Genomic DNA, 20,121 nt, shown 5'->3' with positions numbered 1-20,121 from the left:
TCCTCTTTTATAGTAAGATTCAGATGCTTTTTGGCAACATTTTATTCAATCGGTTTGTTCTTTCCTCTCCGCCATGCTATATACATAAACGTACCAAATAGAGCGAATACAAGGAAAATGGAAAGGATAAATACAAAATTGTATCCACTTTTTTCCGTCATTTTATAGATTTCCGATTGGTCTCGATCAATGACAAGATGATATTCTCCATCTGCACTTCTCACGAGATCACTATTTAGTAAACCTCTTAATTCTTTTTCGGCTTCTAATTGCTCTTTTGTTAAACGAACCGATTGATCTTTAGTCGTATTATTGACCGCAACCACAAGCGTATCTGATTCGTATTGTCGTTTATAGACAACCATCCCATCTTTCTCATAGAGGATTTCAATTGTCCCCCTTGTTAAGGCTGGTTGTTCCTTACGAATTTGTCCTAGCGTTGCAATATACTCACTTAATTCCTTATCGGCCCTAAAATTCATTAAAGGAATATTTTCAGGCATTTCTTCTCCCTCTACTGTCGTTTCCGTCCCATAATAAATCATCGGAATTTCTGGTTGAGTATATAAAAATACTAATGCCTGTTTCCAGCCAGTGATCGGGTAGGTCCCGTTTGCAAGCATTTCTGTTGTAAATCTAGGTGTATATTGATGATCGAAAAAAGCAAACCTTCGAGGATTATTCTTTTCATTCTCTCCCCATCTATCAAACAAGGATTGAAAAGATTGATTAGGTTCTGAAAACTCTTCTCTCAATAAGTGATTTACAGGAACATTCACCATACTGTCAAATCCAAGTTGTTCATAAGCCTCTAATTCGGTTTGATCTAAGTCCTTTTCAAATCCAGTAATCCATATATCTGGTTTTGCTTTCTTGATTTCCAAAATAAATTGTTCCCAATAATTTGAAGATAATTCTCCAAGATGATTCAGCTGAATTCCATCGATCCCAGTATCAATCCAAGATCGAGTCGCCGCTAAGAGAGTGTCTTCAACATTCGGATATTCCTCTGAAGACATCACTGGAATTTCCAGAATTAATTTCATTTTTCTTTTGTGTACTTCATCTACAAGTTGGTTAAATTCCTCCATCGTGCCAAAATGAGGCTCGGGCTGTGTATAATCTTTAACCCACTCCCCATGAAATCCACCTTCTTCGTTCGTAAAAATAGAAGAAAGTTGCACAGCTGTGAAATTCATTTCTTCTATGTAATCGAGCTGGTCGATAATTCCTTGGAAATCCCCACCTTGATAACCCAATGGATCTTTGACATCGACATCAAAGTTATTCTCCACATTTCCGTCTGAAAAACGATCAACCATAAGGGAATAAATCATCTCATCTTGCCATTCTTGTCCATGCTGTTCTTCTGCACTAGCGATAGGAACAAAGAGAAATAATAAGCTAAATAGTATTGTAATCATTATCTTTTTTAACAACATTCATTACCTCCAAGAAAAAAACCGCAATCATGCGGTTTTTTAACGTGTTCAAAGTCATTTTTACTGGACTTTTTGAACATCATCTTTTAAGATGCAAACCAGTTCCAACCAAGTGGAAGCCTTGCACCAAGATAAAAAGTGACGATAAAAGCGATGATAAGAATTGTCCAAAACATGCCTGTATTTTTACCACGCTTTGTCCGGATCAAAACCATTTCCATCATTCCAATGACGATTATTCCGAAGAGAAACTTCACCCCATAAAGAGCTGGGTCAACGCTGCTCCATTTAGAAAAAAGCAACACTCCTGTTGTGATAATCAACAAATAAAAAACACGTAAGATCATTTGTACAATAGTCATTGCCTTTTCTTTGCCACTTTTATGCAGAGCAACAGCAACGATAAACAAAATAATAGCAATCACCCATGTAGTAATATGGGCATCCGTACGATCAAACATTCATTTCCCTCCCTAGCAAAGTACAATCAGATTAACAATTTGCTTTCATATTATCATATATAGGCTGAAAACCACAGAATTAACCACCTATTTCACAATATTGTAGCATTTGTCTCTTATCACTCTCAGTCGCAGCTCATGTCTTCTTATCTCGTCCATAAGTAAAAATGCGCCAAAGCTTTTCTATAGGACCTTGCTTAAATTTAGACAACCAAATTTCCGCAAAAATAACTTGTAAAACAAAGATCCCAATTGCTAACCATGTGCCCTCCGCTACGGATATCTTTCCATATAAACCTAATCCATATGAATAAAAAATCAACGTCCCAATAATCGATTGGCTTACATAAATGGTGATCGACATTCTCCCAGCACTCGCAAGAGGTTTGAATATTTTTGCGATAAACCGATTGGACATCAATAAGACGATAATGGCAATATAAGCGACACTTAGTAATGGCCCCCCGACCATATCCTGAATGTATTGATAACTAATGGTTTGTCCAAATGCAAGGGGTAGAATCTTTCCAGCCAAACCAAGTAATAAAAACACAAAAAATACTATAGTCCATAATCCCTTGCGATGATTCGCTTTTTCTAGCCATTTTAATTTTGCTGCTCCTGCTCCAATCATCATTAAAGGAAGGATCATAAAGATGATCATAACAAAATTTGCCGGGCCATTCGCCATATACCAATCTAAAATCCGTCTTTGAGTGATTTCCCAAAACGTGCCCTCAGCATAAACCTCAGCAGAAAGTTCTAGATTCATAATATCTGTAAATTCTCCGAGAGTGGAAGTATCGATAACAGATACCATGATGAATATAAAACTCATAAATAATTGTGGCAGTATATATATGGAAGCCCCGATAGATAATAAAAGTGGACCAGATAATCTGAGCATAGGAAGTAATAATAATCCCATTAATGCGTATGTAATAAGAATATCTCCATGCCAAACGAGAAAAGCATGAATGATTCCAAATACCAGTAGGACGAGAAGCCTGCGCACACTTACCTTCAAAAATGAAGTATCTTTTATACGAAAGCGGTCCTGCATTAACACCATGCCATAGCCAAACATCATTGCAAATATCGGATAAAAGCTCGCTTGCACGAAAATATCCACCCACATATAAGAGGTTAAATCGTCATATTGCCACCATTCATATGGGTTATAATAACTAAAAGGCGAATGAAAACTGAGCATATTGACAATAAAAATCCCTAGTAGAGAAAACCCTCTTAAACTATCAAGCGACTGTAGTCGATCCCTTGTTAAAGTGGGTCCTATAGAACGTTCCATCACTTATCCCTCTCCCCCATCTCCTTTTCTTAGCATCCTATTTATTCTAACCTTACTGGTATGATAGCACAATTTCTTTTCCCTTTTCATAAACTAAATTGTTACAATCTCTCGAATTAAAAATTCCCACATTATTGAACATGTCTTAAGAAATGGAAAAAAGGAGTGAACGGTCATGCCAGGTTTTGTCGGAGCCGTTCAAATCATTAGTATAAGTGGCTCTGGAATTTTTAATGTTGGGGATGTTTTTCAACTACATCCTGTTTCTTCATCTAAAGTATTTGCAGGAGCTGGATCATTTAATACAGGAGATGAAATCACTGTTACGAACCATTATTCTGCTACAAATACGTATGACAACGATACACTTGATCAAGGCATCATGTTTACGCTATAAATTTTTATTAGGAGAGAATGTTATGACGATTCATGTTCAACAAACTATTCATATCCAAGCGATTAAGATTGGTGCTCTAACCAATTCCTCGGTTCTGCAAATCGGAACTGCTGGTGTGATCACCCCTTCTTCTCATCTCTACAACACAGGAGGTTACACAACTCCAGCGCCAGCGGTACCAAAAAACCTTGAAACCGTCGGGGAAACAATGGCAGAACCGAGCCTTGTTCCTTTGAGCTAATGAATATTCCGTTGGAAGGTGGTGCAAAATGGACCCTTATTATTTACAACAACTGTACGAACAAGTCCAACATCAGCAAAAAGAACTGAAACAGCTAAAAACTTCTCTAGATACAATAAATACGGAGCTTAAGCAATTGAAGCAGAAACCGTCCATCGTTGTGGAAAAATTAGAATATAAATTTGATCAATTAAAAGTCGAGACATTGGAAGGGACATTAAACATTGGATTAAACCCTTCTGACCTTGATAGCATCGAAGACATGTCACTGCCCCTAAAACCATATAGCGATCGTACGCAATTAAAGGAACAGCTTGTCGAAATGGTAAATCAACACCTAGATGAGAAAGTGGATACAATTGTAGAAGAAACGGAAAAAAAGGTGGATAAGAAACTAGATATCCAGCATAGAAAGCTCATCAAAGAAGATATTCAAAAACAATTGCCCGCTAGAATCGACCATTATATTCAGCAATCCTTACATCATTCAAATCGAGAGCAAACAGAGGAGCAGCAAACAGAGAATATTTATCAGCAGATTGTTGAAGACATTCATCAGGGGATCTATGCTTTTATATCCCAAGTACCTCAAGGGCAAGAAAATAAAAAAGGAGACTTAGGATGAATTTACATGTCATTAATCGAGAACTTTGTGTGGGAGATATCAAAATTACAGGTGTTACAACCTCTTCATTATTATTAGTTGGAGATGCGGACACGATTCAATTAGCCTCCTCTTTCGATACCCCACCAGAATCCATAATTATCGGACCCTTTCCACTTCCATTGGAGAATGAAAATGTGGAAACGTAATTCAATGGTTCGAACCATTAATATCACCAATATAATTTTCAGCTCCATTCTTGAAATTGGTGATACGGTTCAAACAAGAGGCTTCTCCCGGGCATTGGCGGATCACCGCAAAGAGGAAATCTTTTTTGGTAATGAAGGAAATTTTGATGCATATGCTATTTTTTCTGAAACTCCATCTATGCCGCCACTCCCTGAGCTTCCCAGAATTGAAAAATATAATGCTTTACCGAATATTCAAGTACGAAGTATCAAAATCAAGGGACTGTCCGCTTCTGCCATTACTCAAATTGGAAGCACTCGTAATGTATTCATGGATTCAAGAGTTCATCATATAAGACATCTACCAGCTGAAACCCTAAATGAAGAGGAAGGAGAATAAAAAATGCCTGCTTTAATTGGACCTGTACAAATTTTTAATGTAGAGGGCGGAACTGTGCATTTTGGAGATACGGCTGTTATCTCTCCAAAAACAAATAGCAAAGCAACCGCAGGATCTGGTTCCAACAGTACTGGGGCATTAATTGCTGTCTTGAATGGAATTAGTGCAAATGGAACGGTTGATACTAATTTAATTGATCAGCCGACTATTGGAAATAATTAAAAAGGCTGTCCAAAAAAGGCGGTGAGCTGGCTTTTTTGGACACTCCTCTTTTTCTAGTTACCAAGCAACAATAGAGTAAGTACGAGTTTTATAAGGACAATAAATGACCTCCATCAAAGAAATATAAATATTTCTCTTTTACAGGAACTCCCCATATCTCCTGTAGCGCTTGCTCATAGAGATCTAACTGTGCTTGATAACGTTTAGCAAGAATGGGTTTGGCTTGTGCAAAACCACCTGGAAACTTCCCTTGGATCGTATCTGTTTTGTAATCTAATAGAAATATCCCCTCATCGTTTTCCCAAACACAATCAATAATTCCTTGCACCAAAATATTCTCCTCTTGACTTTCCCAATCAGAATATATTCTATGTGCGGGAATTCCCATCGTAAAAGGCACTTCACGATATACTTTATTTGCTGTTAGTAATGCCTTCCCCAGCTTTTGTTCAAAGAAATGAACAATTTGCTCACTTGGAATAACTTCCATTTGCTCCAATGTAAGGATTTCCTTGCCTATAAGTTCATCCAACAGCTCTTCAATGGATGCTAATGTCGGAGGGAGTGAAAGATTAATGTGTTGCATCACTGTATGCATCGCTGTTCCAATTTCGGTTGAGGATAATTGGCCTTTTTTCTTCATGAACTTTGGCCGATCATACAAAGGTTTTTGCACCTGATTGACCAGTTGAGTGCCGCTTGCCTCATCCTTTATTTCAAAAAGTCTTTTAAGCTCTGTCACCGATTGCTTCGACATCTTTTCTGTGGCTATTGAATGTGGATACTTCCAATCCAATCTTTTATAGATCACTTCTTTTACAGGTGAAGTAACTGGGATAACCTCTCCTTCACGAACATTCTTCAACCATTCTCCATCAATCGCCTCCTTCTCACCCCTTTTCTCTAGCAAAGAATTTTGATTTACAATCTCAATTCTCCATTGCGAAGGATGCTGAAGTGGATTGAACTCCATTCCGTTTGAAAAAACCTCCGTTTGTTCATGCCTTATGAGCGCTCTGCCGATCCAGTCCAAATAAGAGGTCGCAGCTGCTCGTTCGTGGTCTTGAAGTAACCATCCAGATGTTCTCACTACATTTGACCATTTTTCCACTGCTTTTTCGAGATTCTTTACACTGCCAATTAAATACAATTTTTCCTTTGCTCTTGTCATAGCAACGTATAAAATTCTCATTTCTTCTGCTAATAGTTCCATTTTTTTCTTTTTCCGTAAAGCGATTTGCGGTAGTGAAGGATAAGAGATCCTTCTTTCTGGGTTGACGTATTTACTCGCAAATCCATATTCCTTATCAAATAAGAAACTGCTTTGAATATCCCTCATATTAAATTTTTTTCCAATTCCCCCAACAAAGACGACCGGAAATTCCAACCCTTTACTGGAATGAATGGTCATAATACGAACGACATCTTCTTCCTCACCGAGCGTTCGAGCTACACCTAAATCATTTCCTCGCTCTTGCATTCTCTCAATAAATCTTAGAAAACGAAATAAACCTTGAAAAGAGGTTATCTCATATTGACAAGCCCGATCATATAAGACACGAAGATTTGCTTGACGTTGTTTTCCTCCAGGGAGTCCACCAACAAATTCATAGTAGTCAGTGTCACGGTATAATTGCCAGATTAATTCTGATAAGGAGCCTTCTCTAGCCATACTTCTCCATTCGTCTAATTGGGAAAATAGCTGTGATACACGCTGATGTGCCCGTGTATATTTCGGGTCAGGTAAAGTGGCAATAAATTGCTTCATAGCATGATAATAGCTTTTTTTCCTCGATTGGATCCGAATATGAGCAAGCTCTTCCTCATTTAGTCCGATAATCGGGGAACGAAGTACAGCAGCAAGTGGAATATCTTGATCTGGATTATCTATCACTTTTAACAAAGACAGCATAATGGACACTTCTATTGCTTCAAAATAACCCGTCGATAAATCTGCGTAAACCGGTATTCCTAGGCTTTTACATTCATCAACAATATTTGGCGCCGTTCCGAGTGAACGTACAAGGATGACAATATCTTTGTATCGGACTGGTTTTTCCTCTTGCGATTTTACATGATAGATAGTTTTTCGCTCATCGATTATGGTCCTAATTTTTTGGGCGATGAAACGAGCTTCTAATTGTGATTGTTCAAGTTCCATTAGCTCGTGATCTTCATTTTCAGCTGGTGGCTCTTCACGCTCATCTGATCGATCAACAAGCGCAATTTCTACTGGAAAACGATCTGATTCAATTTCTGTGTATCCCGCTCCCTTGACTAACTCCGCATCTCGACTATATTCTATTTCCCCCACTGTCGACCCCATAATTTGTTTAAAGATAAAATTAACACCTTCTAAAACTTCTCGTCGACTGCGGAAATTCTTAGATAAATCAATCCGCAGCCCAGATTCTTCACCTCTAGAAGAAAACCGTAAATATTTATCCAGGAAAAGGTTCGGTTCTGCTAAGCGAAAACGATAAATGGATTGCTTCACATCCCCAACCATAAATAAATTTCCATCATTCTCACTTTCAGCTGTGACAAGGCGTAGAATGGTTTCTTGAACCAAATTGACATCTTGATATTCATCCACCATAACCTCTTTATACTGATTACGATAGGAGAGGGCAATTTCCGAAGGGCTGATCAATGAATCTTCTTTATTTAATAGAATTTCTAAACAGAGATGTTCCAAATCAGCAAAATCGACAAGTGCTTTCTCTGCCTTTTTCAATGAATATTGCTGGGCAAAAGTCTTTACTAATTCGATTAAGTTTTTTAGAACCACTTTCATTTCTTTCATATCTTTTAAAAATGAAGCTGGCTTTCTTGAAAAAAGCTCTTTTTTCAATTTTTCTAATATCGCTTTGGCCTGTTTTCGATATTGATCCGCTTCCTCGATCAATTCGGGGTCATATTCCTCTCCCTTACAGGTTTTTGCCCTTGAGAATTTCCATTGATTCATTCTTTCATAAAGCTTTTCCCAACCTTGCAAATAGGCCTCTTCTAGGTCTTTTACAATTAAAAGATCATCAAGATAGTTATCTTCCCTTGGAGAAGGTCCTCCAGGAAGTTGGGCGATTTCCTCTGCTGAACGAAGCATATCCTTTGCTGCTGCTAACTGAAGCTGAATATCAAATTTTAATGCATTCATAAACGGTAACTCATCAATCACCTGATCATCTTTGAGATCATACATCATCACAATTTGCTCTAACCATTGATCAGGATTAGGGTGTGACCGTGAAAAATCATACAATTTAAATACTAATTCTTGTAAAGCATGATCACTTCGATCATTTGTGAACGTATCGACAAGCTGGAAAAAAGCTTCATTTTCTTCCAAGCCATATTCATATTCAAAAACATCGTCCAGCACTTCATCCCGAAGAAGATCAGCCTCTGTTTGATCAGCAATTCGAAAGCCTGGATCAATATCAACCAAATAGTAATGACTTCTCACCACATTTAAGCAAAATGAATGCAATGTGGAGAAGGAAGCACTATTTAAGAGTCCTAATTGTCTGCGTAAATGAGTCGATCCTGGCTCTTCCTCAATCGCCTTTTCTAAAGCCTCGCCAATCCTATGTCTCATTTCCGCAGCCGCCGCATTGGTGAATGTAACGACCAGAAGTTGGTCGACATTCACTGGGTCATCCTTGGCTGTTATTTTTTTTATGATCCGCTCTACCAGAACGGCCGTTTTTCCTGAGCCTGCTGCTGCAGCAACTAAAATATCTTGTCCTTTTGCCATAATGGCCTTCCATTGATCATCTGTCCATGTAACAGATTTAGGCTTTATGGGAATGTTCGTTTTCATAGACAGCCTCCTTTATCGTCGCCAAAGCATTGTCCACTGTTCGTTTGGGGATCAGGCGATAATCATTTTCCTCTTGTGAAGGATCAAACTGACAAACAGGTTTAAAAGCACAAAACTGACATGGTGTTCGATCATTTAGCTTATATGGAGCAATATCTACCTGGCCTTCCATAATCCGATCACCGGAATCTTTATAGAGTTTTCTTACATAATGTTGCAAAGCGCCAAAATCTTCGCGGCTAGCGGCACTGGTTTTAGAAGTTATGTGACCGTCTTTTTTCAAACCAGCCGGGATATGATTCGATGTCCCAGAGGTTAAGGAAGTATCCATTAATTGAATTGCATCTGCTTGTCCAAGAAGCAGACCTTTCATTTTAAATTGCTTTAAAATTTCCTTTTCAATTTGATCTTCGGATAAATTTTGCTCACTTTCCACCATCGGATTATGAACATGGAAATAGAGAACACCTGCTGGAATGGCATCTGTTCCAATTAATCGCGGTGCGTGAGTGATGACAATATCTAAATAGGTCAACATTTGTAAAGACAATCCATATAAAACTTCATTTAAATCCAATGCTCTTGCACTAGATTTATAATCGATCACCCTTAAGTAGAGCCCATTCTCATCTTCAGCTTTATCTACCCGATCAATTCTCCCTTGAAGCTGCATTTTTGTCCCGTTTTTCAAAGAAAAGGTCAAAGGCGGCAAATCTTTAGATGGACCAAAAGCCAACTCTATTCCGACAGGGTCAAATTCACTCGATTGTGCATGTTGTCCAAGAGTAAAAGTGGCTCTAGCAATAATTTGTTCCAGTTTTCTCTTTATATAAAAATAACGATTGGAACTTAATAATATTTGGTTTAAGAGCTTAGGAGCTAACTCATGTACTGCCTCTTTCGCTAATTTTACACATTCCGAATATTTTAGTAGTCTCCACTCTAAGTCCTGATGTCTGATTTTGTTAGCGATCCATTTTAAGGCTGCATGGAATAGATCCCCTATATGAGGGGCCTCCAATCGAAAAATATCTCTTTCATGTAACCGCAGCCCATGTGCACTAAAATGCGAAAATGGACAAGCATGAAATAGTTCCATCCTTGACACACTTGCTACTATTTCCTTTCCATACAACGCTTGACTTGTTTCATCTGATAATTTTTTCGTCTGATTATGAGAAAACAAGCTGGAAAAAATGCGCTCTGCTTTTATTTTTCGTTCTGGATGATCTATAAAAAAATTATACACATCCCACCAAAAATCAGCGGCCGGATAATTTCTTGTCATCATTTGCAATTGTCTTGATAAATAGGCAATAGCTGTAGTCGGATGAGAGATATAGGATAATTGTTCCTCAAAATCTAACTCAATTGGTTCATTCACTTCATAGCTTGTTTTCATTTCTGGAAATAATGTTTGAATTCTTTTTAAGTATGGAGAAGGCAATAGCGCTTTTCCTTCTTGATTTGCAAGTGGATAAGAAACATATATTTGCTGACTCGAAATCGTCAGAGCCCGATAAGCAATAAAATCCTCATCCAAAGCAAGGTCCTTGCCACTTTGAGCTAGTTTTATCCCCGTTTGTTCTAGACTTGTCCGATCCTCATCTGAAAAAACACCATCATTTTCAAAGCTCGCTGGTAGAACACCATCATTCAATCCTGCTATAAAAGCAACTTTCACATAAGAGAGTCTGGATAATTCCATATTGGCAACAGTGACTTGGTCGATAGCAGGTGGGATCAAAGAAAACTTCGCAGCCTCTAATCCTGCATCCAATATCGTAATAAATTTTGTGATAGATAATGGCTCATCACCTAGGATTTCAACAAATTCATCTAATAATCCCATGACCATATCCCATGCTTGGTCATGCTCCCTAGCTGCATGTAATCTTCCTATCTTCTCTGCTTCGACACTCCGTACTTCAAGTTTTCTCGGAATTTCCAGTTCCTCCAACAAGAGATAGACAGCTTCACATAATTCTCGGCCATTTTGCGCCTTTTTCATTCGTCTAGCTAATTTTTTTAATGGCGCGACAACGAGCTGGCGAGACGCATTTATTTCATCCTCTAGCTCTCTTTCTTCCTCTGTTTGCGGTAGATTTTCCAGTTCCAAACCAGCGTAACGTTTATATATCCATTTATTTGAATTTGTCCATTGCTCTCCTTTTATTCCATTGGCCAAACAATAATTTTCAAGTCGATCCATTTTCTCTCTTAGTCTCGATAGATTTTCATTTAGTGGAAATAAAAGGTCCGTTTTCACCATTCGAAAAACAGGTTCATATCGCCATTGATTACTGATCACTTCCAGAGCACTGCGAATAAATTCAATCAAAGGATGATTGAGCATCGTCCGTTTTTGATCAAGAAAAAAGGGAATATCATAATCGTAGAACACCGTTTCTAGTATTTCCTGATATTCATGTTCATTTCTCAACAGAATCGCGATATCTTTATATCTAAATCCATCTTCCATAACAATCCGACGAATTTCCCTAGCGATTCCTTCTATTTCTGACCGACGATTTGTAGCGATCTTTAATTCAATCGCTGGAGATTCGGAATAAGCTTGAAGGGGCCGCCTTTCAAACTGTGACTGTAGATGTTGTAAGCTTGCTTCTTCGAATCTCTTTGTATGATATAAAAAGACATCGTCCTCTAGTTCAACTTGATTAGAACGTGTAAGCTCAAACAATCGAGAATAGGTTTCCCCTGCCGTTCTAAATAGATATAAGTCATCTGGCATCATCCCGTATTTAAATGGGCGATCAAGCACAAGGGCGATCGAAACTCGTTTACAGTGCTTCGTCAATTCCTCAATCACTCGATATTCCTGTGGTGTGAAATGATGGAATCCATCTATATAAATCTCCGCGTTTTTTAGATAGCTAGAATCTTTAATGGATTCTGCAAGTAAATCTAAATAATCATTTGTCCCTATATGCTTTCCTTCTAACCCCTGAATAAACTTGCGATATAAAAGTTCTAGGTCATGCAATTTATCAGCAAGCACCCGTGTTGCGGCTCCGAATGCTAAGTCTGTTTTTTTCTCAGCCAGTTCTTCAGGTGTAATACAATAATGCTGAAATTCAGTTAACGCTGTTTCGATTTGCTGAATAAATCCCGTTTTATCCGAAGCTTTCTTAAATAGCTTTAGCTCTTCTTTATGATCTTCAACAATTTTACGAATGAACATATTTATACCTGTACTCGTAATCCGATTCCGTCCTGCTCCACCTGTTTCCTGTAGAACACGCCAAGCGAGTCTTGTTAAGCTATACACTTGAGCACGGATCATCCCGGAAATGCCAGATGTATGGATTAGCTGGGTTTCGGACAAAAAGGTCATTTGTTCTGGAACAATATATAAAATCGGATGTCCGTTTGGTTCATTTTCCAATTTCTCTTTTATTTCATTTAAAAACATGGTCGTTTTTCCAGTTCCTGAACGCCCAATTACAAATCGAAAAGACATCTATTCCAACTCCTTTTATTTATGGAGGGTATAATTACTTTAATAATTTTATTATAACATAAAGAACATATATTCCTATAATAAAAGCGCAAGCGTCTTGCTCAGCCCCGACAAGCAAATGTTCTGACAAAAAAAGTCCGATTTTGACTTTTATTGGCTCAGGTTATTTGACCTCGAGGGGCTAGGCGCTGGAGCTAGATCAAAACACTAGCCAAAATTTATAGTTTCTTATCTCTCAAAAAAAGTTACCTGTATACAGGTAACTTTAGCATGATTTTTATGTAACTTTCTTTTATTTTTACCCTCGCTCTTGTACCTTATCGACAATTTTACTTTCAATTTGTTTGCCGATAAACCAAAGGATCGTGATGATTACAAGCACAATAGCCGTCCGAATCGGTTGGGTAATTAATGAGATAATATCATACCCAATAAAACTTAATATGAAAATCATCACTGCTTTTCCACCAATAACGGCGATCATATATTGGTAAACACTAATCTTTGATATCCCTGCTACAATATTTACAATAGCTGAAGGGGTGAATGGAAAGCATAATAAAAGAAATAAAGGACCAAATCCTTTTTTCTCCAACCACATTGTTAAACTTTGGATTTTTTTTCGTTTTAATAAAAAGCGAAATATACGAGTATCTCCATATCTTCGAACAAGCAGAAAAACGAGAAGTGCGCCAACCGAGGCACCAATCCAAGAATATAGAAATCCTAACCCTAGTCCAAAAGCATTTGCATTCGCTAATACAAAAAGAAACAAAGGCAAAAAAGGCAGGAACGCTTCAAGTAATGGCAATAAAATTCCTGGTAATGGCCCAAATGAGCGATATTGGTCAATCAAATCCGTAATATTTTCCAATGTGAACCAGTCTTTAAACGAATGAAAGTCCATAATTTGTTATTCCTCGATCCATTATGCAAGATATTCTACTAGAGATTATATCAAAAAAAATCTGCTCTTAAAAGTTAAGGTATGTATGTGCAGTTCGTAATGATTCTTACCTTAGGAACACCGAAAGTCATCCGGTGTTCCACCTCGAAAACAAGTATGGATATGCGAGCAACTGGAATTTTGCAGTGAAGCAGCCATTAGGAAATCGGCACTAAATATTCTGCAAACCAGTCACGGATATACTCTAAACGTTTGACGCGAAAATCTGGTTTTCCACTCCGTGATAATTCATGATTGGATTCAGGAAAACGAATAAACTTCGTCTTTTTACCGCTCTTCTTTAATGCAATAAATAATTGTTCTCCTTGTTCAATCGGACAACGATAATCTTGTTCACTATGTAAAATTAATAGTGGTGTCTGTACATGTTTTACATATTTGAGCGGGGAATGGTTCCATAACGTATCTATTTCTTCTAGGTCAGCTAAGATCTGCCATTCAGTGAAGTAATAGCCGATATCACTAACACCATAAAAACTCATCCAATTACAAATCGACCTTTGGGTAACAGCTGCTTTAAAACGATCTGTATGCCCTACAATCCAATTAGTCATAAATCCACCGTAACTGCCCCCCGTCACGCCAAGCAGTTCTTGATCAATATATTCAAAGGAACGAAGGGCAAAATCCATAGCAGCCATTAAATCCTCATAATCTCCCCCACCATAATCTCCACGAACAGCATTGACGAATTCTTGTCCATAGCCATGACTTCCACGAGGATTGACATATAGTACTACATATTCCTCAGATGCAAGTGTTTGAAACTCATTAAAATAAGTATTCCCATACATAGCATGGGGACCGCCATGAATTTCTAAAATTGTTGGATATTTTTTTCCCTCCTGAAAATGGACTGGTTTCATAATCCACCCATGGACATTCCAACCATCTTTTCCTGGAAATTCAATCCTCTCAGGAGAAGATAATGCTCTTGTCGCTAAAAACTCCTTATTTATCGCTGTAAGCTGCTCTTTCTTTCCTGTCTGCAAATATACATAATACAGATCACTAGGTTCAGTCGGTGAGCTAATACAGGCAACTGCCGTATCGTTCTTCGTATTAAGAGAAAAACCATATACATGTTCATCGTCATTAAGTGCGGGATACATTTCTCCAGAAACATTCCCGAAATAGATCATCGTGTTTCCATGATCGGTTACTTGAAAATAAAAACTTTGATTATCATTTAACCATTGAACACGTGGAGACACAACACCTTGTAAGAAATCACCGACAATAAAATCACCAACTGGTGCATCGAGCGCTTCCGTAAGGCAAATCTTTGTTTCTTTCTCCACATCATATATCCATAGTTTTGCTTGTGTAGCATTTTCATATTCACGTTCGCTTCCTACGTAAGCCACATAACGACTGTTCGGTGACCATGAAGACTGGGAAAAGCTACCTATTTCAGCTGTTATATTTTTGCTTTGTTTCGTCTCCAATTCAAGTAAAAAGAGATCACTTACAAAGGAAAAATCAGTGTCTTCTGCCGCATTAGCTGTATAGGATATGTATTTTCCATCTGGTGACCATGCTTCTAAATAACAATCATATGTTTTGTTTGTTAATGCTTCAAGCTGATTTCGCTCCAACTCGACAACAGCAATCTGTGTAATTAGCTCTACATCAAGAAAGCCACCTGAATCGGATTTATATTTCATTTTCTCAACAATCAGTGGTTTTATATCCTTATCTTTTTTCTCTTTCTCTGGACGATCATGAACCGTCTCATCTTGTTTGATTTTTGCTGAGAAAGCTAATTTTTTCCCACATGGAGACCAGACTGGATTTGTTGCCCCATTTTTAGAGAAGGTAACTTGCCGGGCTTCTCCGCCATTTTTAGAAAGGATATAGATTTGTGGCTTACCGTCTCGAGAAGAAACAAAAGCAAGCTGTTTTCCATCTGGAGACCACACAGGTGAAGAGTTTTTGCCTTGGCCAAAGGTCCATTGTATGGGTTTCTTTTCATCTAAATGCATGTAAAAAAGATTGGAGACATAATCATCTTTTTCCTTATCTATATAAGTCTCAATATAGACCACTTCTTCTCCATTTGGTGAAAATTGTGGATCTGCCACTGTTTTCAATTCGTATAAATCTTCAGGTTTCATTCCTTGTTTTCTTTCCATCCAACTCACTCCCTTTAAGAGGTTGTTCAAAATGCCCAACAAAAATGACACATCGAATTTCTACGTTGGCTTGCTTTTCCGGTACTCACGTATGTAAAAGCATACGCTCCGTTCCTCAAAGCTACGCCCCTTGAACTTCTTGGTCCTTTTTATCGGACTTCTTGAACACGCACTTTAATGTTAATCTCCCTCCCTCTTATCTTTTTCCATAATTTGCTGCTTGTCAAATGATTTATAGCTGCGAAAACGAAATAAAGCCAAACACTCCAATAACGAGATTGAATTGCATGACGAAGATTCCCACATATGATTTAGAAATAATTGAACTGGCCACTTATAAAATCTATGAAGAAATTATTTTAGTCCGAAATAGCAGCAGAGAACAGAAGAAGAATTATTGGAGGGGTTGGATTGGAAAGAAGGGATAGCAAGGCTGAGACATAAGTATTTTCACCAAAAAAAACGAACTAGTTTGGTGCATATCCCAGCTCCAGAAATATACTTTACTTTCCGCGACGAGTGGCAAGTCTCTTCAGGCTCAGCCTGCCGGGCCTTGCCGAACTCTTACTTCTCGCATATATTTGCCTTCGCTAAGGTAATGCGTTGCTCGTCTTTGAGCTTAGTATTTTAATTATGTCCCAGCCTCCATTTGCGAAATCATCTTAGGTCTACATTATTTGTATGGCCGATAGGGTCTTCCTTCCTCAGAAGCTTTCATAAAATAGGATTGTTTTAATAAATTATACATTTCAATCCTTTCAATACTTTTTTCATATTCGATTCTAAGCATAGCTGTTCGTAACATTTGGGTTTTAAAAGGGGTAACCGAGATGGAAACGGTATATTCACAGTTATTTCGAAACATCACAACTGTTGTAGTGTTAGTGTCTCCTTTTCGACTAGATTTTACCTGATCATGGGCAATCCATACGCAAAGTTCGTGTTGAGGTGACTTAGTTGGGAAAAAATAAATTGGTGTGTGTGATTCTAAGAGGATCGGTGCTTTGTGGGTAATATTAATTAATTTCGTTGTTCCATTTCTTCGTCCTTCATAATCGCAACCGTAGTAGCCACAATTTCTTTTGACAATGCTAAGTGGTGACTCCGCCGAATAATAAATCTCTTCAAATTCAATGATTTCCGTTATGCTTTTGCCTTCTTTTACGATCCGTCGGATCATTAGGGTAAATGGATTAATTAAGTATTCCTCAATTAGTTCTTTACTCATATACACAACTCCTTTATATAGTTCTATATTCATAGTAAAGTATAACTCAGAAGCTAAATAATGTCAAAATAATCCAAAAGCAGTGTGAATAAAAACCCATTAGAAGATTCCAATTATTCAATTGATTTTTTCTCGTTTATTCGTTATAATTAAAAAAAGTGTCAGAGGTGATCAGCAATGGAAAAAAGAAAATCTTACCAAGAGCTGCTAAAAGAATATACAATGACACAAAACAAAAATGATACTCAAGAAATGCAATGGTATGTTGAATTTATTTTAAATGACCTTCTGCAGCAAAGAAAAGAACGGGAACTTCGCGCAGCTATTGACCATGCACTTGATCAAAATGATCGAAATACTTTTAACAAATTATCAAAAGAATTAAAAGATCTTATTGGCTATTAAGTCCCCTGAAAAGGGGATTTTTATTTTATTTTGTTTTATCTCGTGTATAGCAGGGATTTCAAAACCAAAAACAGGTAGAAGAAAAAAGTTGATTCTTCTACCTGCAAAATCGAAATATTCCTCAATGATTAATGTCATATTCCTCAATCTTTTTTATGCGTTCCAGCATTGTTGGGTGTCCATACCGGAATAATTTCACTAACCATGGAGGATTGATCTGACTAAGTCCTGCTTTTGCTAGACTTTGAAATGATTCGATCCCTGCCGCTTTATCTTGGGTCATTTCAACCGCATATGTGTCCGCTCTCGATTCCTGATATCGAGAAACCATATTCGTTAGTGGACTGGCCGCAAACAATAGAACAGATGTTATCAAAAGGAAAACAGGCAATGAACTTAGGTTGCTCATCTTTTCTACTTTCCATGCTTTTCCACGTCTTGCTAACCAGTGCTCCATTAATTTAGCTGTTAGCCAAAGGCCTACAAATGATAAGACGATATAACCGGCCATCCCAATATAGATATGCTTCTCAACGTAGTGCCCCATCTCATGCGCCATAATAAACAAAATCTCTTCATCGCTCAAGCGTTCAAGTGTGGTATCCCAAAGCACAATCCGTGAATTGGAACCTATTCCAGTCACATAGGCATTTAACGAGTTTGTTTTCGTGGACATATCGACTTCATAAACATGTTCAGCTGGAATATTTGCTTGATCAGCCATATCTAAAATTTTTGCTTCAAGTTTTTTATCCTCCAAAGGATAGAAATCATTATAGAGCGGGTCGATCACAACCGGCTGAACGAACATCATAAATATGGTGAAGGGAATCATCAGTCCCCAAGCTGCAAGCCACCAGCGTTTTGGAAACTTTTTTATTAAAAAATACAAAACGGTAATCACCACGAACGTCGTTCCGTAACTTACCCAAAAATCAATTAGCTTATCCTTCATCCAACTTGAAAAAGTCTGTGTAGATATCTGATACGATTTCGATATACTAAAGGATAGATAACTTAAAGGGAACATAACAATAAAAGAAGCGAGAGATAACCAAAATAAATAAATGGCTGATCGAATGACATAGAACTTAGATGTAAGGATTGCCCATTTCTCAAATGCAGCAGATACTCCAAAAATCAGAATTAGGAAATAAAACAACCATTCATAAGGCGTTGCTAAGAAGAAAAGCAAATTGCGAATTCGCGAGTAATCTTCACTTAGCATTAATTCTCGATCATTTAGAAAAGTCGCTGGATCAACCGCTGTTCCACGCAACGCTTCCGGAATCGTGGTATTCGCAAAGAAAAACAAATAAGCATATATCGCTATTCCGAATAAAAGATACAACATAATGGCGCGAAAAGCCCATTTCCGAATCATAATCTCCCCCCTTGTCCATCTCTTATTATATGTAGAATTTTTTTCTTCATTTAGAACTAGTCCATCTATTTTAATTTTAACCGAAGATTAGGATGGCTCGGAATATAAGAAAAGCGCAAGCGCCTTGATCTAGGAAGAAAGGCTAAATTCGCACCGTCCTGGTGCAACGCCTTTCTGACCAACATCCTGTTGGCCTCCGACAAGCAAATGTTCTGAGAAAAAAAAGTCCGGTTTTGACTTTTATTGGCTCAGGTTATTAAGCGGAACATCGGCTAAGTTCGCGCCGTCCTGGCGCAACGCCGATGGACTCGCATCCTGCGAACCTCGAGGGGCTAGGCGCTGGAGCTAGATCAAAACACTAGCCAAAATTTTATACTTTCCTATTTCAAAAAGAAGGACTCCCAAATTGAGTTTGGGAGTCCTTCTCTATCCAAAAACGAATTAATAAATTAACTCAATAATCTCATCCTTAGCAACATTACCAAAATAATGCGGGATATCCAATTGTTCTAGGGTACGGGCAATTTCAGAACGTTCATAGCGGATATTCGTTAAGGCTTTTTCAACCTCTTCTACATCCCCAACACCAAAGAAGTCTCCAAAAATTTTACAGTCTGTAATTTGGCCTTTTTGAACATTTAAGCGAAACTCAATAAGCCCCACAGGAAAACGATGCGAGAATTGTAAATTAAATTTCGGTGACTTTCCATAATTCCAATCCCAGTTTTGGTATCGCTCTTTTGAGATTTGGTGGATGATTTCCCAATCTTGTTCAGTCAATTTATATTCCGGTATAGGGGAAATATCTTCAAAAATATAGCGCAGTAATATTTCTCTAAATTCTTTGGTCGATATCTTTTCACCCATAAACTCTGAAATATTGGCAACCCTACTGCGAATCGATTTAATCCCTTTTGATTCAATTTTATCTTTTCTTACCTTAAGGGCTGACACGACATTTTCAATTTCTGAGTCAAACATTAACGTGCCATGACTAAACATTCTTCCGCGAGTCGAGAATTGAGCATTCCCTGAAATTTTCCGTTCTCCCACAACCAGATCATTTCTGCCTTTCATCTCGGCTTGTACTCCTAATTTATTCAATGCTTTTACAACAGGCTCTGTGAACTTTTTAAAATTCAGAAAGCTGTCCCCTTCATCTTTTCTAATAAAGCTAAAGTTTAAATTTCCCAAATCATGATAAACCGCTCCACCTCCAGATAAACGGCGAACAACATGAATACCATTCTTCTCTACATAATCGGTATTAATCTCCTCAATAGTATTCTGATTTTTTCCGATGATAATGGATGGCTCGTTAATATAAAACAATAAATAATCTTGGTTAATATCTAAATGCTTTAATGCATATTCTTCAATCGCTAAGTTTACCCGTGGATCTGTAATCCCTTGATTATCAATAAATAGCATATG

General features: G+C 37.8%; 17 protein-coding genes. 7 read left to right on the top strand and 10 right to left on the bottom strand.

What is annotated here, in order from left to right:
- Positions 1-41: 41 nt before the first annotated feature.
- The 3 genes from IPU53_RS11630 to IPU53_RS11620 form a co-directional block, all read right to left on the bottom strand.
- A complete protein-coding gene (locus IPU53_RS11630; protein WP_207450884.1) occupies positions 42-1,442 on the bottom strand; it encodes an alpha-amylase family glycosyl hydrolase in 1,401 nt (466 codons plus the stop codon).
- A gap of 86 nt (positions 1,443-1,528) precedes the next feature.
- Complete coding sequence (locus IPU53_RS11625; protein ID WP_207450882.1) at positions 1,529-1,903, bottom strand: YisL family protein; 375 nt, start codon at positions 1,901-1,903, stop codon at positions 1,529-1,531.
- Between the two features lie 136 nt (positions 1,904-2,039).
- Complete coding sequence (locus tag IPU53_RS11620; RefSeq protein WP_207450880.1) at positions 2,040-3,212, bottom strand: DUF418 domain-containing protein; 1,173 nt, start codon at positions 3,210-3,212, stop codon at positions 2,040-2,042.
- 175 nt (positions 3,213-3,387) lie between these two features.
- On the opposite strand from IPU53_RS11620, the gene IPU53_RS11615 reads away from it, so the two are divergent.
- Genes IPU53_RS11615 through IPU53_RS11590 form a run of 6 tightly spaced genes read left to right on the top strand, consistent with a single transcriptional unit; the run spans position 3,388 to position 5,264 of the window.
- Positions 3,388-3,609, top strand: coding sequence for a spore germination protein (locus IPU53_RS11615; RefSeq protein WP_207450878.1), 222 nt, complete (start codon positions 3,388-3,390; stop codon positions 3,607-3,609).
- Positions 3,610-3,631: 22 nt separating this feature from the next.
- Entirely contained in the window at positions 3,632-3,850 is a 219-nt protein-coding gene (locus tag IPU53_RS11610) for a spore germination protein GerPB (protein WP_207450876.1), read from the top strand.
- Positions 3,851-3,878: 28 nt separating this feature from the next.
- Positions 3,879-4,475 carry a spore germination protein GerPC gene (gene gerPC, locus IPU53_RS11605; protein WP_207450874.1) on the top strand — a complete coding sequence of 199 codons (597 nt, stop codon included), beginning with the start codon at positions 3,879-3,881 and terminating at the stop codon, positions 4,473-4,475.
- Positions 4,472-4,663, top strand: a complete 192-nt coding sequence (locus IPU53_RS11600) for a spore gernimation protein GerPD (protein ID WP_207450873.1) — start codon at positions 4,472-4,474, stop codon at positions 4,661-4,663. Before gerPC ends, IPU53_RS11600 begins: the two co-directional genes overlap by 4 nt.
- A complete protein-coding gene (locus IPU53_RS11595; protein ID WP_207450872.1) occupies positions 4,650-5,042 on the top strand; it encodes a spore germination protein GerPE in 393 nt (130 codons plus the stop codon). Before IPU53_RS11600 ends, IPU53_RS11595 begins: the two co-directional genes overlap by 14 nt.
- A 3-nt stretch (positions 5,043-5,045) precedes the next feature.
- Complete coding sequence (locus IPU53_RS11590) at positions 5,046-5,264, top strand: spore germination protein (protein ID WP_207450871.1); 219 nt, start codon at positions 5,046-5,048, stop codon at positions 5,262-5,264.
- An 88-nt stretch (positions 5,265-5,352) separates the two neighbouring features.
- Here the strand turns inward: IPU53_RS11590 and addA are convergent, their stop codons facing one another.
- The 5 genes from addA to IPU53_RS11565 form a co-directional block, all read right to left on the bottom strand.
- Positions 5,353-9,087: a helicase-exonuclease AddAB subunit AddA gene (gene addA / locus IPU53_RS11585; RefSeq protein ID WP_207450870.1), complete on the bottom strand. Its 3,735-nt coding sequence runs from the start codon at positions 9,085-9,087 to the stop codon at positions 5,353-5,355.
- On the bottom strand, positions 9,059-12,568 hold the full coding sequence (gene addB, locus IPU53_RS11580) for a helicase-exonuclease AddAB subunit AddB (RefSeq protein WP_207450869.1): 3,510 nt from the start codon (positions 12,566-12,568) through the stop codon (positions 9,059-9,061). The genes addA and addB overlap by 29 nt, the downstream gene beginning before the upstream one ends.
- Positions 12,569-12,866: 298 nt before the next feature.
- Entirely contained in the window at positions 12,867-13,475 is a 609-nt protein-coding gene (locus tag IPU53_RS11575; protein WP_207450868.1) for a TVP38/TMEM64 family protein, read from the bottom strand.
- Positions 13,476-13,672: 197 nt separating this feature from the next.
- Positions 13,673-15,670 carry a S9 family peptidase gene (locus tag IPU53_RS11570; RefSeq protein WP_207450866.1) on the bottom strand — a complete coding sequence of 666 codons (1,998 nt, stop codon included), beginning with the start codon at positions 15,668-15,670 and terminating at the stop codon, positions 13,673-13,675.
- 673 nt (positions 15,671-16,343) lie between these two features.
- Positions 16,344-16,898 (bottom strand): competence protein ComK, encoded by a 555-nt coding sequence (locus tag IPU53_RS11565; protein ID WP_207450864.1) that lies wholly within the window; start codon positions 16,896-16,898, stop codon positions 16,344-16,346.
- Between the two features lie 177 nt (positions 16,899-17,075).
- Here IPU53_RS11565 and IPU53_RS11560 point away from each other — a divergent pair, with 177 nt between their 5' ends.
- On the top strand, positions 17,076-17,303 hold the full coding sequence (locus IPU53_RS11560) for an IDEAL domain-containing protein (RefSeq protein ID WP_207450862.1): 228 nt from the start codon (positions 17,076-17,078) through the stop codon (positions 17,301-17,303).
- Positions 17,304-17,424: 121 nt separating this feature from the next.
- Here the strand turns inward: IPU53_RS11560 and IPU53_RS11555 are convergent, their stop codons facing one another.
- On the bottom strand, positions 17,425-18,687 hold the full coding sequence (locus IPU53_RS11555) for a M48 family metallopeptidase (RefSeq protein ID WP_207450860.1): 1,263 nt from the start codon (positions 18,685-18,687) through the stop codon (positions 17,425-17,427).
- A 441-nt stretch (positions 18,688-19,128) separates the two neighbouring features.
- A complete protein-coding gene (locus tag IPU53_RS11550; protein WP_207450858.1) occupies positions 19,129-20,118 on the bottom strand; it encodes a lipoate--protein ligase in 990 nt (329 codons plus the stop codon).
- Positions 20,119-20,121: the final 3 nt, after the last annotated feature.

It is taken from the genome of Bacillus sp. SD088, from assembly GCF_017355205.1.
Classification (GTDB): Bacteria; Bacillota; Bacilli; order Bacillales; family Bacillaceae_C; genus Lederbergia.
Note: the sequence above shows the minus strand (reverse complement) of the source record. Positions and strands in the feature narration are given on the sequence as shown.